11 protein-coding genes are annotated in these 14,845 nt (G+C 71.4%); 9 read left to right on the plus strand and 2 right to left on the minus strand.

The features are described from left to right. Positions 1-7: 7 nt before the first annotated feature. The 6 genes from CLV71_RS27055 to CLV71_RS27075 all read left to right on the plus strand — a co-directional run bounded on the left by CLV71_RS27055 (position 8) and on the right by CLV71_RS27075 (position 5,017). Positions 8-1,111: a hypothetical protein gene (locus CLV71_RS27055; protein ID WP_133905643.1), complete on the plus strand. Its 1,104-nt coding sequence runs from the start codon at positions 8-10 to the stop codon at positions 1,109-1,111. 20 nt (positions 1,112-1,131) lie between these two features. Further along, positions 1,132-1,656, plus strand: a complete 525-nt coding sequence (locus tag CLV71_RS27060; RefSeq protein ID WP_133905644.1) for a hypothetical protein — start codon at positions 1,132-1,134, stop codon at positions 1,654-1,656. Next, positions 1,653-2,456, plus strand: a complete 804-nt coding sequence (locus CLV71_RS27065) for an ESX secretion-associated protein EspG (protein WP_133905645.1) — start codon at positions 1,653-1,655, stop codon at positions 2,454-2,456. The genes CLV71_RS27060 and CLV71_RS27065 overlap by 4 nt, the downstream gene beginning before the upstream one ends. Before the next feature lie 98 nt (positions 2,457-2,554). Continuing rightward, entirely contained in the window at positions 2,555-3,856 is a 1,302-nt protein-coding gene (locus CLV71_RS47940; protein WP_166664272.1) for a WXG100 family type VII secretion target, read from the plus strand. A gap of 9 nt (positions 3,857-3,865) precedes the next feature. Further along, complete coding sequence (locus CLV71_RS27070; RefSeq protein WP_133905646.1) at positions 3,866-4,219, plus strand: hypothetical protein; 354 nt, start codon at positions 3,866-3,868, stop codon at positions 4,217-4,219. Positions 4,220-4,222: 3 nt separating this feature from the next. Further along, complete coding sequence (locus CLV71_RS27075) at positions 4,223-5,017, plus strand: ESX secretion-associated protein EspG (RefSeq protein ID WP_133905647.1); 795 nt, start codon at positions 4,223-4,225, stop codon at positions 5,015-5,017. Here the strand turns inward: CLV71_RS27075 and mycP are convergent, their stop codons facing one another. Beyond that, entirely contained in the window at positions 5,018-6,454 is a 1,437-nt protein-coding gene (gene mycP, locus CLV71_RS27080; RefSeq protein WP_133905648.1) for a type VII secretion-associated serine protease mycosin, read from the minus strand. Between the two features lie 50 nt (positions 6,455-6,504). Then, the gene (gene eccD / locus CLV71_RS27085; RefSeq protein WP_133905649.1) at positions 6,505-7,908 is read right to left on the minus strand and encodes a type VII secretion integral membrane protein EccD; all 1,404 of its coding nucleotides are present in this window, start codon (positions 7,906-7,908) and stop codon (positions 6,505-6,507) included. A 152-nt stretch (positions 7,909-8,060) separates the two neighbouring features. Here eccD and eccCa point away from each other — a divergent pair, with 152 nt between their 5' ends. The 3 genes from eccCa (at position 8,061) to CLV71_RS27100 (ending at position 14,614) form a co-directional block, all read left to right on the plus strand. After that, a complete protein-coding gene (gene eccCa / locus CLV71_RS27090) occupies positions 8,061-12,062 on the plus strand; it encodes a type VII secretion protein EccCa (RefSeq protein WP_133905650.1) in 4,002 nt (1,333 codons plus the stop codon). 135 nt (positions 12,063-12,197) lie between these two features. Beyond that, the gene (locus CLV71_RS27095; protein ID WP_133905651.1) at positions 12,198-14,054 is read left to right on the plus strand and encodes a type VII secretion-associated protein; all 1,857 of its coding nucleotides are present in this window, start codon (positions 12,198-12,200) and stop codon (positions 14,052-14,054) included. 11 nt (positions 14,055-14,065) lie between these two features. Beyond that, on the plus strand, positions 14,066-14,614 hold the full coding sequence (locus CLV71_RS27100) for a hypothetical protein (protein WP_133905652.1): 549 nt from the start codon (positions 14,066-14,068) through the stop codon (positions 14,612-14,614). The last annotated feature ends 231 nt before the right edge of the window (positions 14,615-14,845 follow it).

Consider the following 14,845-nt stretch of genomic DNA (forward strand, 5'->3'; position numbering starts at 1 on the left):
GAACCCAATGGGGAACACCGGTGACCAGTATGTCAGCGGCGGGGTGAACTGGAGCGCGTTCACCCTCGAGGAGCTGGTCGGCATGGTCTCGGACAAGGCGAGCGTGCCGCAGCTCGAACGGCTGGCCGACGACTGGCGCGAGACCGGTGACGGCGTGACCGCGGCAGCCGACTACCTGGCCGACGCACTGGACGACCTCATGAACTTCTGGTCGGGCGAGTCCGCCGACCAGGCCCGCAACACGGTCGCGCTCAACGCGCAGTGGGTCGGTGACCTCGGCACCACCGCGAGGGACATGGGCGGCCCCATCGACGAGGCGGCGGGAGCGCTCAAGTCCGCGCAGGACGCCATGCCGAGGCTCCCCGCCACCCCGCCCCAGGCAGTACCCGGGTCGGCGCCCCTCGGCGCGGAAGCGGCCTCCTCCGCGACCGACGGCAGCCCGCTCGGCGCCGCGGTCGGCGCCACCGCGGCGGGCTCGGAGAGTGCCTTCCAGGCGCAGGCCGAGCAGGAGGAGATGAAGCGCGTCGCGGTCGAGACGATGCAGCGCTTCGAGGCGGCCGCGGTCGGCATCGACCAGGCCACACCGCAGTTCCAGGGCCAGAGCACCGTGCTGCGGCCCCGCGAGGACGAGTCGACGACCACACCGGGCGGCGACCAGTGGCTGGGGCAGGTGAACGCCACGAACGGCGTCGACCCGCGCTGGCAGCTGCTCACCGGCATGACCGACACCAGCGCGTCCGCCGCGCGGCGTGCCGCGGTGCCCGACGACTTCGGCGGCTTCTCCGTCGGCGGTGGCACGGTCGGCGGCGACGGCGGTGCCGGCGTCATGGCCCCGGTGGCGGGACGCGACGGTGCGGGTTCCCCGGAGCGCCTCGGTGGCGTGAGCGGGCGGCCCGGCGTGCCGATCCCCACGGCGGCGAGTGGCGTCGTGACGCCACCCCACCCCTCGACCCCCGGCATGACCGGGCCGATCGGCGCGCCCGTGACCGGCGGCGGGATGGGTGCCATGGGTGCCGCGGCAGGCCAGCAGCACCGCAGACGTGTTCCCTTCGACGGCGAGGACCCGTTCGACACGGGTGAGAAGGCGTCGAAACCGGTGATCGGGCTCTAGCCAACCGAAGGGGAAACGACATGCCTGCCGAGAACCTGACCGTGGCCTCGACGGAGGACGCCCCGCCGCCGCCACCACCGATGCCGGAGGCGGACGCCCCGCCGCCACCTGCCGAGATGCCCGCGCCCGCCGACCCGAAGCCCCAGGCCGGCACGCAGCAGCCGACCTCGCTAGCCGCACCCGCCGGGAAGCCGGACGGCTGGCAGGTCGACTCCTACGAGCTGCGTGCCTTCACCGACGCCGTCGTCCGCGCCAGGTCCTACCTCGACACGGTCCAGGCGAAGGTCGACCGGATGCAGGGTGCCGAGCTGACCCCGCAGCTGGGCACCAGCCCCGTCGGACAGCAGCTCGCGAACAAGTTCGACGACCGCCTCAACTCGGCCGACGGGCTGCGGGCCATGCTCGTCGAGGCGATGAAGCGGATGGAGGACTTCGTGACCAGCGCGGAGGAGGCCGCCCGCGCCTACCAGGAGCGCGAGGACGACACCGTCGACTCCTTCCGCCGCCACGACGAGCACCGACCGTCGGTGAAACACGGCGGATGATCATCAGCGCCAGGTCCGCGGTGGCCGTGGGCGTAGCGGAGATCGACCTGCTGTGCGCGGCCGCCGACGCCGCGCCGCCGTTCCCACTGCGGGTGCCCTCCGGCGGGGTCACGAGCACCGAGCGCCGGGCCGTGCTGCGTGCCGCGGGTGAGCGGCTCGCCGCCCGCGGCCTCGCGGACGAACGAGGCCCGCTCGGGGTCGCGGAGGCCTTCGCGTACCTGCTCCAGGACGCCCGCCTGACGCTCGACCTCGTTCTGTCGGTGGGTGGTGACACACTCGGTGCGGTGCTGCTGGTCAGGCAGGACCTCGCCGTGCTCGTGACCCAGGAGCAGGCCGCGCCCGAGTCGGTGTGCATGGCGGAGCTGCCCTTCGACGACGCCGTCGACGAGCTGCTGCGGCTCGTCCCGGAGCATCCCGCGGCGATGGCGGCGCCCTTCTCGCTACCCAGGGCGGCGCTCGACCGCGTCTACCGGTACCTGCTCGGCAGACAGGGCAGGCCGCTGGACCTGACCGAGTGGGAGGAGCTGCTCGCCGCGCACGGCATCGACGACCGGCTCGCGCGACGGCTCGTCACCCACCTGCAGCCGGTGAGGGGCAACGGCCAGATGGGTCTCGCGACCCGGGGCGGCTACGCCAACCAGTGGCGGCGTGCCGGCGCGGAGCTGCGCTGGCTCGACACGGAAAGGGGAAGGTTCCAGTTGGTCGACACCGAGGACGGTGGTTGGCTTTCCGTGAACCCCATGCACGGACACGATCTCGCGGCGGCCGTGCGGGGTTTGGCGCTCTCGGTGCGCGGGTGAAGTGTTTGCCTGCGGAAAGTTGAGGCCGGTTCGCCTGCTTTGTGTCGGTGTCATCCGCTACCGTGATCGTCGGAATCGATGATCGGAGGGTGGGGGCCGTGGGCTTCGAGCAGCTCCTCCAGCAGGTCGCGGACGCCAGGGCGAAAGCCCTGCAAGCGGCGCAGGCAGCCCAGGACGACCGCAGGCGCAGGCGCGAGGAGAACGACCTCTGGGTCACAGGCGGGGTCAACTGGAACGGCTTCGGTCTCGAGTCGCTGATCAGAATGGTCGCGGACCGGTCGAGCCCGGCCCAGCTCGAGGCGCTGGCGGGCGAGTGGAGCCGCCACGGCGGCAACGTGTCACGAGCCTCGGACGACCTGGAACGCGCACTGGGCAAGCTGATGCAGTTCTGGGGTGGCACGGCCGCCGACGAGGCGACCCGCAAGGTCATGACCAACGCCGCCTGGATCGGTGAGCTCGGCACCACCGCCCAGCAGATGTCCGGCCCGATCCGCGACGCGAGCGGCGCACTGCGCTCCGCCCAGGACACGATGCCCGGCATGCCCAAGAACAACTGGCTGGCGACCGCCGGTGGCGGCGCGGCGGCCGGGTTCGCGGTCGGCGGTCCCATCGGCGCCGCGTTCGGCGCGGCCATCGGCGGCATCGCGAGCGCGTTCGGCTTCGGCAACAGCAAGAAGAAGATGAAGCGCAAGGCCGTGCAGACGATGGAGCGCTACGAGGGCGCGCTGCTCGGCATCGACCAGGTCACCCCGCAGTTCGGCGGCCCGTCGGACGGTTCGGACCCCGGTGAGGGACCGGGTTCGCGCCCCGGCCAGCCGATCGACCGCCCCGGCGTGCCGGTGGTGCCGCCGCCCGGCGGTGGCGTGGTCAAGCCGAGCCCGACGCCCAGCGAGGGCAACCACACGACCGACCCGTCGTTCGTGTTCGGGCCGACGGACCGCTGGCAGTCGCTGACCGGGCTCGGTCCCGGCGGCGGTGCTCCCGGCACGCCGGGTATCGGCACCGGCGGTGGCACCGGCGGGCTCGGCCTTGGCGGCTTCCCGGGTGGGATGCCCGCGGGCATGGGGCGCGGTGGCGTCGGCGCGCGTGGCGCGGGCGGGATGGGCGGCGGCCCGATGGGCCGGGGCGGTGCGGGCGCACGTGGCGCGGGCGGCAGGGGAGCCGGCGGACGTGGCGGCTCGGGCTACCCGGGGATGGGCGGCGCGGGTGGCCGAGGCGACCGCGAGTTCCGCGGTCGTGGCCGGTTCAGCAAGGCGGGCGCGTTCGGCCAGGGCGGCGGTGCCGCCGGTGGCAGGCGCGAGGACGGCGAGGACGACGGCGAGCACCGCAGGACAGTGCCGCTGGAGGAGGACCTGTTCTCGTCGGACCAGAAGGCCGCGCCACCGGTGATCGGGCTCTAGGGGGTAGGGATGTACGTCGACGACACGAGTGGCGGCTCTTCTTCTGACGGCTGGGCCGTCGATCCTTCGCAGGTGCAGGCGTTCGCCCAGGCGGTCGCGGACGTGCGCCAGCAGTTGGACCTCATCACCCGCGAGGTCGAGGACCTGGCCAGCCCGGACTACGCGCCGATGCTGGGCACCAGCCCGGTCGGCCAGGAGCTTGCGGAGAAGTTCACCGACCGGCTCGGCAGCGAGAAGGGACTGCGCGGCCAGCTGAACCTGGCGGTCACGCACATGGAGGAGTTCGTGCTGGCGGCCGAGCACACCGCCAGCTCGTACCTCCAGGTGGACGCCGACAACGCGAGTACCTACAAGTACGGTTGACGGGTGGACCTCAGAGTCAACGCCGGCACCCTGCTGCACCCGGTCGAGGTGGACCTGCTGTGCGTGTTCGCCGAGGTCGAGGCCCCGTTCCCGTTGGAGATCCCGGCGTCCGGGCAGTCCGACGTCGAGCAGCGCGCCCTGTTCGGCGCCGCCCGTGAGCAGCTGACCGAACGCGGCCTCGCCGACGAGAGCGGCCCGCTCGGCGTGGCCGAGGACTTCGTGTTCCTGCTGCGGTCGTGCACCGGCGTGGTCGACATGGTGCTGGCCAAGGAGGACATCACGCTGGCCGCGGCCGTGCTGGTGCACCGCGACGAGGCGTTGCTCGTGACCCAGGACCTCGCGTCGCCCGAGCGGATGCTCCGGATGAAGCCGGCGACCCTCGACGCCGCGCTCGACGACCTCGTGCGGCTGGTGCCGCGTGCCGAGGCGCCGATCACCGCGCCGTTCAGCCTGCCCCGCCAGGCGTTGGACAAGGCGTTCGCCGCGCTGGTCGAGCGGGGCGAGCCGCTGACGGCGCCGGAGGTCGACGAGGTGCTCCGGTCCCAGGGCATCGACGACCGCGTGACGCGGCGGATGGTGTCGCACCTGCAGCCCGTGGCAGGCAGCGGTCAGATCGGTCTCGCCAGGCGGGACGAGACCGAGGAGATGTGGACACGTATGGGTGAGGAGCTGCGCTGGCTCGACACCGAGCGTGGCCGGTTCCGCCTGGCGGGGGACGCCGAGTGGATGAGCGTGAACCCGCTGTCCCGCGACGACCTGCGTGCCGAGGTCCGCACGATGGCGCTGAGGACCCGCTGATCAACCCCTGGCGCGCGGAGCAGGTTCCTCGTCGTCGCGGCGGTTGCGGCGCACGGTGTGCACCACGAACAGCGTCAGCAGCAGCGCACCCAGCCCGCCGCCCGTACCGATCATGGCGACCTGCATCGGCGTCCAGTCCCGCTCGTAGGCGGGCGGCATCCTGAACGGCACCTTGATGGCCTTGTCGGGGGCGATGCCCTCCTCGGCCGGGATGAACGCGGTCAACGCCGCGATCGGGTTGATCATGCCGTAGCCGACGAGGTTGTCGTGGCCGCCGTTCGCCGCCGGGTGCGCGGCCGTCGACTTGATCCGCTCCATGACCTGGCGGGCGTTCAGCTCCGGGTACTTCTGCCGCACCAGGGCGGCCAGCCCCGCCACGTACGGTGCCGCGAACGACGTGCCCTGGATCGGCTGGGCGTTGCCCTTCTCGTCGACCGACTGGTTCGCGAGACCGGTGCTCGCCGGGTCCAGCGAGATGATCTCGGTGCCCGGCGCGGCGACGCTCACCCACGGCCCGTTGATCGAGAACTCCGCGACCTGGCCGTCCCGCTGCACGGCCGCGACCGACAGCACGTAGTCCGAGAACCACGGCGGGATCACGAGCCACGTCGGGTTCTTCGGGTCGGGGCTGTTCTGCTCCTTGCAGTCGCCCTCGGGCAGGTTGCCCGCCGACGCCACGACCACGACGTTCTTCTCGTCGACGGCGTACTCCAGCGCCCGCTGCACCTGCTGCTCCGGCGGGCTGATCGCACCCGCCGAGGTGGGCCGGCAGGAGTCCACCGACATGTTGATCACACCCGCGCCCGAGTTCGCGGCACGCACGATGGCCTTCGCCAGCGTGCTCAGGTTGCCGGCCTTGAACGTCTGGTTGGTGGCCTCGTCCCTGAACTCGTAGTTCCCGCTGGACTGGCGGATGCTGATGATCTCGGCGTCCGGCGCGATGCCTCGGAAACCGATCCCCGGGTCGGTCGGCTTCGCGGCGATGATGCCCGCCACCTCGGTGCCGTGGCCGTCGCAGTCCTCGAGGCCGTCGCCGCCCGCGACGACGTAGTCGCCGCCGCCGCTGATCCGGCCGCCGAAGAACTCGTGGGGTGTCACCCCCGTGTCGATGACCGCGACCTTCTGGCCCGCGCCGGTCGCCCCGAACTTGGCGATCTCGTCGAAGCGGAGCATGTCCTGGCCCCACGGCTTGGTCTGCAGCACCGTCGGCGACCCAGCCGAGCGCACGCACTCCGTCTTCTTCTCATAGGTCCGGTCCGGTGCCCCGTCGTCGTCGGGGAGCGGGAAGTCCGACGGGAGCGGCGGCGGCTCCGCCATGCCCTGTCCCGGCGCCGACGGGGTGGACGACGGCTGCGCCGCGGCGGGCAGAGCAGGCGCCAGCAGCAGCGAGGTGGCGGCGAGAACGGACAGGACCCGAGTCGCTCGGGTTAGCGCCATGTGAGGACTCCACAGTCGGCGGCCAGCCCGGGCGGACCGGGCTCGACGCCTTAGTTGGCAGGCAGGATGTTCACGTGCCGCAGCGTGCCGTACAGGTTCATCACGGCGAGCGCGAGCGGCAGCATGACCGCGATGCACACGGCCTCGAGGATCTCCACGGTCCGGCGCAGCGGCGGGGAGAACCGCTGCTCGGGGAAGATCACGCCGAGCACCAGTGCGGCGGCGGCGATCAGCACGAGCGAGCCGAACACCCAGAGCAGGCGGCCGAACGTGTCCGTCGCGAACAGCCAGCCGATCATGATGCCCGCAGCGGAGAACATGCCGGTGGCGAGCAGCGCGATGGCCTGGCTGCCGTTGGCGTAGGTGCGGGCACGCAGCAGCAGCACGAGCGTGGCCGAGATGGCCGTGAGGACGGCCCAGATGTCGGCCTTGCTCGCGGTGATGATCGCCGAGATCGCGGTGGCCGAGCCGAGGCCGATGATCATGCCGGTCATGTACTCGTGTGCGAGGCCCGCGCGGCGTTCGATGGACCGGTAGTCCGGGAAGCCGCTGTCCTCCTTGAGGTCCTCCGCGTTGCCGGGGACGTTCGGCAGCGGCAGCCTCGCCAGCTGGATCGTGATCCTGGGCAGCATGGACAGCGCGGCCAGCGACACGGCGGCCGTGCCCGCGGCGATGCCCGGCGCGGGGTGGGCGATCAGGGTGCCGATGGCGAACGCGATGACGCCGATGAGGCCCGCGGAACCGGCCGCGACGAACACCGTCACCCCCGCGCCGATCAGCATGATCGACGCAGAGGACACGATCAGCACCAGCGCGCAGGCGAGCAGCAGCCCGGCCCGCCCGGTCGCGCCAGGCACGATGTAGAGGCCGGCCACGAACGCCATGGGTAAGCCGCCCGCGGCGGCGATCAGCACACCGGCCGTCTTCGCCTGGTAGCCACGCGCGATGGTGGCGCCGACCGCGACGCACACGATCGCGGCCGCACCGGCGGCGATCGCGGCGGGCAGGGCGTCCCCGCCGAACAGCGGCCCGGTCATCAGCACCGCGACGGCGGCGAGGACCAGCGCGAGCGTGCCCGCGATGTAGCCGATCCGGTTCGCCGTCTGCTTGGTCCACGGCCGGTAGCTGTCGGGCGTCGACTCCGCGATGGCGTCGACCACGTCGTCGTAAAGCGGCGGCGGCGGGTTCTCGGCCCGCTTGCGCAGCTGCAGGAGCTCGCCGTCCACGACACCGAGCGACGCGAGCGTCCTGCTCGGGTCGAGCGGTGACTCACCCAGCTTGGCGAGGCACCAGCCGCCGTGCCGCGCGCCGCCGTCCGGGGTGGCCTCCTTGGCCATCTCGAGCAGCATCGGCAGCAGGTCGGCCACCGCGACACCGGCGGGGAGCGCCACGTCGATACGTGTTCTTGGCGCGACCACCGTCACCCGGCTGAACACAGTCGTCCCGGTTGCCACCCTCGAGCCCCCTCACACTGCGCTGTCTCTCTGTCTCTCCATAACCACCCCTTGCTGTCGGTGGCGGCCCCTAGTATGGCCTTGCCGGTACCGGCGCGTGCGTGGGTTCCGCAAGTTGGGGCATTTCAGGACCAGGTGGTTAGGGGTATTCGGTGAGTACGCTTCAGTTCAAGCGTTCACCTCGGCTCGCCGCGCCGCGGCAGCCCGGCGGCGAGGTTCATCTGGAGCCGCCACCCGAGGTACCCCGCGTCATCCCGGGCAACATCCTGATGAAGCTCATGCCGGTCGTCATGGTCGTGGCCATGCTCGGCATGATGGTGCTGATGTTCACCGCCGGCGGCGCCATCGGCCGCAACCCGGTGACACTGCTCTTCCCGATGATGATGATGTTCTCGATGGTCGGCATGTTCGGCCAGAACCGCGGGGGCGGCCAGAAGAAGGCCGAGATGAACGAGGACCGCAAGGACTACCTGCGGTACCTCGGCCAGATGCGTGACCGTGCCCGCGAGGCCTCGCTCGACCAGCGCGCCGCCCTGGAGTGGGTGCACCCGGACCCGCAGGCGCTGTGGTCGGTGGCCACGAGCCGCCGCATGTGGGAGCGCCGCCAGTCCGACCCCGACTTCTGCCACCTGCGTGCCGGCCGGGGCTCGCAGCGCCTCGCCACCCGGCTCGTGCCGCCGCAGACCGGTCCCGTCGACGAGCTGGAGCCGATCGCGACGCTCGCGCTGCGCAGGTTCGTGCGTGCGCACTCGATCGTGCCGGAGCTGCCCATCCAGATCGCGATCCGCGGGTTCGCGGCCGTCGGCCTGTCGGGTGACAAGGAGCTGACCCGGGGTCTCGCCCGTGCGCTGCTGGCCCAGCTCGTGGCGTTCCACACCCCCGACGACGTGATGGTCGCCGTGGTGACCTCCGGCCGCGCCAAGGCCGAGTGGGAGTGGGCGAAGTGGCTGCCACACGCCCAGCACCCGTCGCTGGTCGACGGCATCGGGCAGATGCGGCTGATGGCGGGCTCGCTCGCCCAGATCGAGGACTGGCTGGACGAGGAGCTGCGCGACCGGCAGCGGTTCACCCGCAACGCGCCGCCGCAGCCCGACCAGCCGCAGGTCGTGATCGTGATCGACGACGGGGAGGTCACCCGCGAGGAGGCCATCCTCCTGGAGGAGGGGCTCGTCGGCGTCACGCTGATGGACCTGTCCGACAGCCTCGGCAACCTCACCGCCCGCCGTGGCCTGCGGCTCGTGGTCGAGGAGGACCGGCTCGGTGCCCGCAGCGCGTCCGGCGTCGAGTGGTTCGCCCGGCCGGACACGATGTCGGTGGCCGAGGCGGAGGCGCTCGCGCGCAAGCTCTCGCCCTACCGGGTCGGCTCGGCCGCGGCCGACGACGGCGGCGAGGAGCCGCTGCTGTCCAACCCGACGCTGCTGGAGCTGCTCGGCATCCCCGGCGACCCGATGACCTTCGACGTTCAGCAGGCGTGGCGGCCCCGGCCCGTCCGCGACCGCTACCGCGTGCCGTTCGGCGTCGGCGAGTTCGGCCAGCCCGTCGAGCTGGACATCAAGGAAGCGGCCATGGAGGGCATGGGCCCGCACGGCCTGTGCATCGGCGCGACCGGTTCCGGCAAGTCCGAGTTCCTGCGGACCCTGGTGCTGGGCATGCTGGCGACCCACTCGTCGACGAACCTCAACTTCGTCCTCGTCGACTTCAAGGGTGGCGCGACGTTCCTCGGGCTCGACTCGTCCCCGCACGTCGCCGCGGTCATCACCAACCTGCAGGACCAGCTGACCCTGGTCGACCGCATGAAGGACGCGCTGGCAGGCGAGATGAACCGGCGCCAGGAGGCGCTGAAGAACGGCGGCAACTTCAAGAACGTGTGGGAGTACGAGAAGGCGCGTGAGAACGGCGCCGACCTCGACCCGCTGCCCGCGCTGTTCATCGTGGTCGACGAGTTCTCCGAGCTGCTGTCGGCGAAGCCGGACTTCATCGACCTGTTCGTCGCCATCGGCCGCCTCGGCCGGTCGCTCCAGATGCACATGCTGCTGGCCTCGCAGCGCCTCGAGGAGGGCAAGCTGCGTGGCCTCGACTCGCACCTGTCCTACCGGATCGGTCTGAAGACGTTCTCCGCGGCCGAGTCGCGTGCCGCGATCGGGGTGCCGGACGCGTTCGAGCTGCCGTCCATCCCGGGTTCTGGCTACCTGAAGTACGACACGTCCACGATGGTCCGGTTCAAGGCGTCGTACGTGTCCGGCCCGTACCGGCCCGCGGGCATCCAGACCTCCGGCCCTGCCGCGCCGATCTCCGGCGACCGCCGCGCGAAGCTGTTCGTGCCGGACTACATCGAGATCCCGAAGGAGCCGGAGCGGTCGATCGAGCAGGCGAAGGAGGCGCCGAGGCAGGAGCAGAGCGCGCCGACCGAGCCGAGCGAGCTCGACGTCATCGTCGGCAGGCTCATCGGCCAGGGACCGCCGGCGCACGAGGTGTGGCTGCCGCCGCTCGACACGCCGAACTCGCTGGACACGCTGCTGCCGCCGCTGCAGCCGACGGAGGATCGGGGGCTCTCGCCCGCCGGGTTCTTCGGCAACGGCCGCCTCCAGCCACCGCTCGGCCTGATCGACAAGCCGTACGAGCAGCGCCGCGACCTGCTGTGGGCGGACTTCTCCGGTGCCGCCGGGCACGCGGCCATCGCGGGTGGTCCGCAGTCGGGCAAGTCGATGCTCGTCCGCACGCTGATCATGTCGATGGCGCTGACGCACACGGCCGAGGAGGCCCAGTTCTACTGCGTCGACCTCGGTGGTGGTGGTCTCGGTCCGCTGCAGGGGCTGCCGCACATCGGCGGCGTCGCCGGTCGTCTCGATCCGGACAAGGTGCGCCGCATGGTCGCCGAGGTGTCCGGGCTGGTGACCGCCCGCGAGCAGCTGTTCCGCGACAACGCGATCGACTCGATGACCGACTTCCGCAACCGGAAGCGGCGCGGCGAGCTGCGCGAGGACCCGTGGGGCGACGTGTTCCTGATCGTCGACGGCTGGCTGAACTTCCGCCAGGAGTTCGAGTCGATCGAGTCCCAGGTGCTGAGCATCGCGGCGCAGGGTCTGTCCTACGGCGTGCACGTGATCGTCACCGCCAACCGCTGGGCGGAGATCCGTCCCGCGATGAAGGACCTCCTGGGGACCCGGTTCGAGCTGCGTCTCGGTGACCCGAGCGAGTCCGAGGTGGACCGCAGGGTCGCGGTGAACATCCCGGAGGGACGCCCCGGTCGCGGTCTGTCGCGCGACAAGCTCCACTTCCTCGTCGGCCTGCCGAGGATCGACGGCTCGAGCAACCCCGAGGACGTCGCGCAGGGCGTCCAGGACGCCATCGCCAAGATCAACGCCACCTGGCGCGGGCGGCGCGCCCCGCAGGTCCGGCTGCTCCCCGAGCAGCTGCCCTACGAGGAGCTGCTCACACAGGACGCCCACCGGGGCACGAAGCTGGTCCCGATCGGCGTCAACGAGAACGAGCTGGCGCCGATGTACCTCGACTTCGACGCCGACCCGCACTTCTACGCGCTGATGGACGGGGAGTCCGGCAAGACGAACCTGCTGCGCACGATCGTCACGGGGATCGTTGACCGCTACACCCCGAAGGAGGCGGTGATCGTCCTGATCGACTACCGCCGGACGATGCTCGGCTACATCGAGACCAAGCACCTGCTGGCGTACGCCGTGTCGTCGAGCCAGCTCGGCGGCATCATCACCGAGGTCAAGAAGTCCCTGGTGAAGCGCCTCCCCGGCCCGGACGTGACACAGGAGCAGCTGAAGACCCGCTCCTGGTGGAAGGGGCCGGAGCTGTTCATCATCTGCGACGACTACGACCTGGTCTGCCCACAGGGCAACAACCCGCTGCAGCCGCTGGCGGAGTTCATCCCGCAGGCCAAGGACGTCGGCATGCACATCGTCGCCGTCCGCCGCACGGGTGGCGCGGGCAGGGCCATGTTCGACCCGGTGCTCGGCAAGCTGAAGGAGATCGCCACCCCTGGCCTGCAGGGCAGCGGCAGCCGGGACGAGGGTGCGCTGATCGGCAACGTCCGCCCCTCCCCGATGCCGCCGGGCCGAGGCACGATGGTGAGCCGCAAGTCGGGTCAGCAGCTGATGCAGGTGGCCTGGATCCAGCCGGAGGCATGAGTCCGCACCCGGAGAAGGGTGGTTCCGCCGATTGTGTGATCCCCTGCCGCCGATTGGCAGGCGTGCCGGGACGGCTCCGAGGTGGGCTTCGGGCGCCCCCTAACATCGGGGCTGGGCCCACGAGCGGGGGTGTGGATGACGGTGCGGGTGGCGGTCGACTTCGGCACGTCCAGCACGTGTGTCGCCGTCTCGGTCCGTGGGCGGGAGCCGCAGGTCGTGGCCGTCGACGGGACGCCGCTCATGTCCTCGGCCGTCTACGCGGCACCTGACGGGACCCTCTTCGTCGGGCAGGAGGCCGACCGGCAGGCCGCGGTCGACCCCTCGCGGTACGAGCCGCACCCCAAGCGGCGGATCGACGAGCCGGAGCTGCTGCTCGGGACCAGTGTCCACAAGGTCAGGGACGTCATCCGGGCCGTGCTCTCCAGAGCGGTCGCCGAGGGCCAGCGTGTCGGCGGCGGGCCCGTCGACCAGCTCGTGCTCACCCACCCCGCCGAGTGGGGTGCCATCAGGACACGGGTGCTCAGGCAGGCGGGCAACGGGCTCGGCGCACGCATCGTCCTCGTGCCGGAACCCGTCGCGGCGGCCGTGTTCTACTCCGCCAGCTTCCCCGGGCAGCACGACGGCCCCGTCGCGGTGCTCGACCTCGGCGGCGGCACCGTCGACGTCTCCGTCGTGCGGGCCAACCGGCCCCTCGCCACGCGTGGGGATCCCACCTTCGGCGGCGCCGACATCGACCAGATGCTGCTCGAGCACGTCGGGTCGCTGGTCGCGGGCACCGACGAGCAGGCGTGGCGGGAGCTGGTGGAGGGGCGCGAGCTACCCGACCGCCGCAGGCGCAGGGTCATCCACCAGGACGTCCGCGGTGCCAAGGAGACACTCTCCCGGCACAACTACACCGACGTCCCGATGCCGCCGCCCTTCGCCGACGCGCACGTGACCCGGGGCGACCTCGAACGGCTCATCGCGCCGAGGCTGGAGCGGGCCGCCGAGCTGACCGCCGCCACCATCAAGGAGGCCGGGCTTCGGCCGACCGACCTCGCCGGGATCTTCCTCGTCGGTGGCTCCAGCCGGATTCCCCTTGTCTCCCAACTGGTTCACAAGCACTGCGGGATCGTGCCGACCTCGCTCGACCAGCCGGAGACCGTCGTCGCCAGAGGGGCGTTGCGTGCCGTCGCGGGGAGCGGGGACGGCACAGGGGACCTCGCCGCGCCCGCGGCGAACCGGCGGCCCCGACAGGCGCAACCCAGACCGCCGCAGCCAGTTCAACCGCTGCCAGTTCAGCCGCTGCCAGTTCAGCCGCAGCCAGTTCAATCGCAGCCAGTTCAGCCGCAGTCACGCGCGGCCGTCGAGCCGCCGCCGAGGCCGAGGCCCGCCCTGCCGCCGACCCCACCGGTCAGCACCTCCAGACGCCGCTCGGCACTGCTGCTCGTCGGTGCGTCGGCACTCGCGGCAGCCCTCGCGATCGTGCTGGTCGTCGTGCTGAACGGGGGCAACGAGCCGCGCTCGCGGGCAACACCCCAGACCACTACCACCACCCCGGCGCCGGGGCGGCTGATCGCCCAGTACGAGTACCAGTTCACCCTGCCGACCGACTGGCTCCAGACGGGTGGGGACGCCACCCAGCTCCGCACCGAGGTCAAGCCGTCCGACGCCCAGACCGGCGACGACCTCGTGCTCGTCCAGCAGATCCGGCTCTCCTTCGACAGCGACGCCGACCGGCCGAGAGCCGTCGGCAAGCTGCGGGACGAGTTCAACCGGGCAGGCGACGCCTTCACGGGCTTCGACGAGAAGGCGAGCTTCGCGGGGCGCCAGGTCATCCACTACCAGCAGGCCCTCCCCAACAAGGACGCCACGGTCGACTGGTACGTCGTCTTCCAGCACAACACCCAGGTCAGCGTGGGCTGTCAGCACGAGAACACCGGCAAACGGGACCGCGAGGTCGCCACCGCCTGCGAGATGATTGTGCGAACACTCCGCATCATCACGGAATAGGCTTGTGTGCCATGAGCTTCCGGCAAGCCGCGGCACGCTTCCTCGCCGATGTCGACTACGCGTTGACCAGGGCACGCCGGGCCGCCCGCGACGCACGTGCCGAGTCGGCCGAGTTCCGCGGCCGGACCGACGAGCTGACCGCGCAGGCGAAAACCGGGAAACTGCGTGGACTTCGCCGGGGCGAGGTGGCGCCGACCGACTCCGCCGCCCGCGCGGACGCGGCGAAGTTCCGTGCCGACAACGGGTTGCCGGTGCCGGAGCTGCCGACCGCCGACGACCTGATGGCCCGCCTGCCCGGCAGGGAACCACGACCTCGGCCACCGAGGGACGACGACTTCGCCAACCCTCAGGTGCTGTTCGACGTCGACAAGGAGCCCCGGCAGCCACCGCCGCCACCAGCGGGTTCCCCCGAAGCGGACGACACGGGGGCGCCGGCTCGTCCGAGGGAAGACGACTTTTCGCAACAGCGAATCCTCATGGACGCGACGGAGGGAACCTACCGTCCCGACGACTTCGCGGAGTCGGTGTTCGATCTTGACGACCCGGAGAACCGCAGGTGAAGGACAACTTCCAGCGGTAGGCCGGAGACGGCGGCCCGGGTAGGGGCCAACCAGCGGGCGACCTCGGTGAACTCCCTTGTTCGCACATGCGACGGCGGCGGGCGTTCACGCTCGCAACGACCTCGGATGAGGTGGCGACATTGTGGAACCGGACATGGCAGGGTCTACGTCGCAGGAGGCGTACGAAGCGAAAGCGTGTACGACCACTCAAGACCCGATGAAGGGGGTTCT

The sequence above is a fragment of the Actinophytocola oryzae genome (genome assembly GCF_004364325.1).
GTDB classification, from domain to species: Bacteria; Actinomycetota; Actinomycetes; order Mycobacteriales; family Pseudonocardiaceae; genus Actinophytocola; species Actinophytocola oryzae.

What these genes read in the sequence shown, in the direction of transcription:
- CLV71_RS27055 (WP_133905643.1), top strand. Translation starts at nt 8, where the DNA reads ATGGGGAACACCGGTGACCAGTATGTCAGCGGCGGGGTGAACTGGAGC.
- CLV71_RS27060 (WP_133905644.1), top strand. Translation starts at nt 1,132, where the DNA reads ATGCCTGCCGAGAACCTGACCGTGGCCTCGACGGAGGACGCCCCGCCG.
- CLV71_RS27065 (WP_133905645.1), top strand. Translation starts at nt 1,653, where the DNA reads ATGATCATCAGCGCCAGGTCCGCGGTGGCCGTGGGCGTAGCGGAGATC.
- CLV71_RS27070 (WP_133905646.1), top strand. Translation starts at nt 3,866, where the DNA reads ATGTACGTCGACGACACGAGTGGCGGCTCTTCTTCTGACGGCTGGGCC.
- mycP (WP_133905648.1), bottom strand. Translation starts at nt 6,454, where the DNA reads ATGGCGCTAACCCGAGCGACTCGGGTCCTGTCCGTTCTCGCCGCCACC.
- CLV71_RS27095 (WP_133905651.1), top strand. Translation starts at nt 12,198, where the DNA reads ATGACGGTGCGGGTGGCGGTCGACTTCGGCACGTCCAGCACGTGTGTC.
- CLV71_RS27100 (WP_133905652.1), top strand. Translation starts at nt 14,066, where the DNA reads ATGAGCTTCCGGCAAGCCGCGGCACGCTTCCTCGCCGATGTCGACTAC.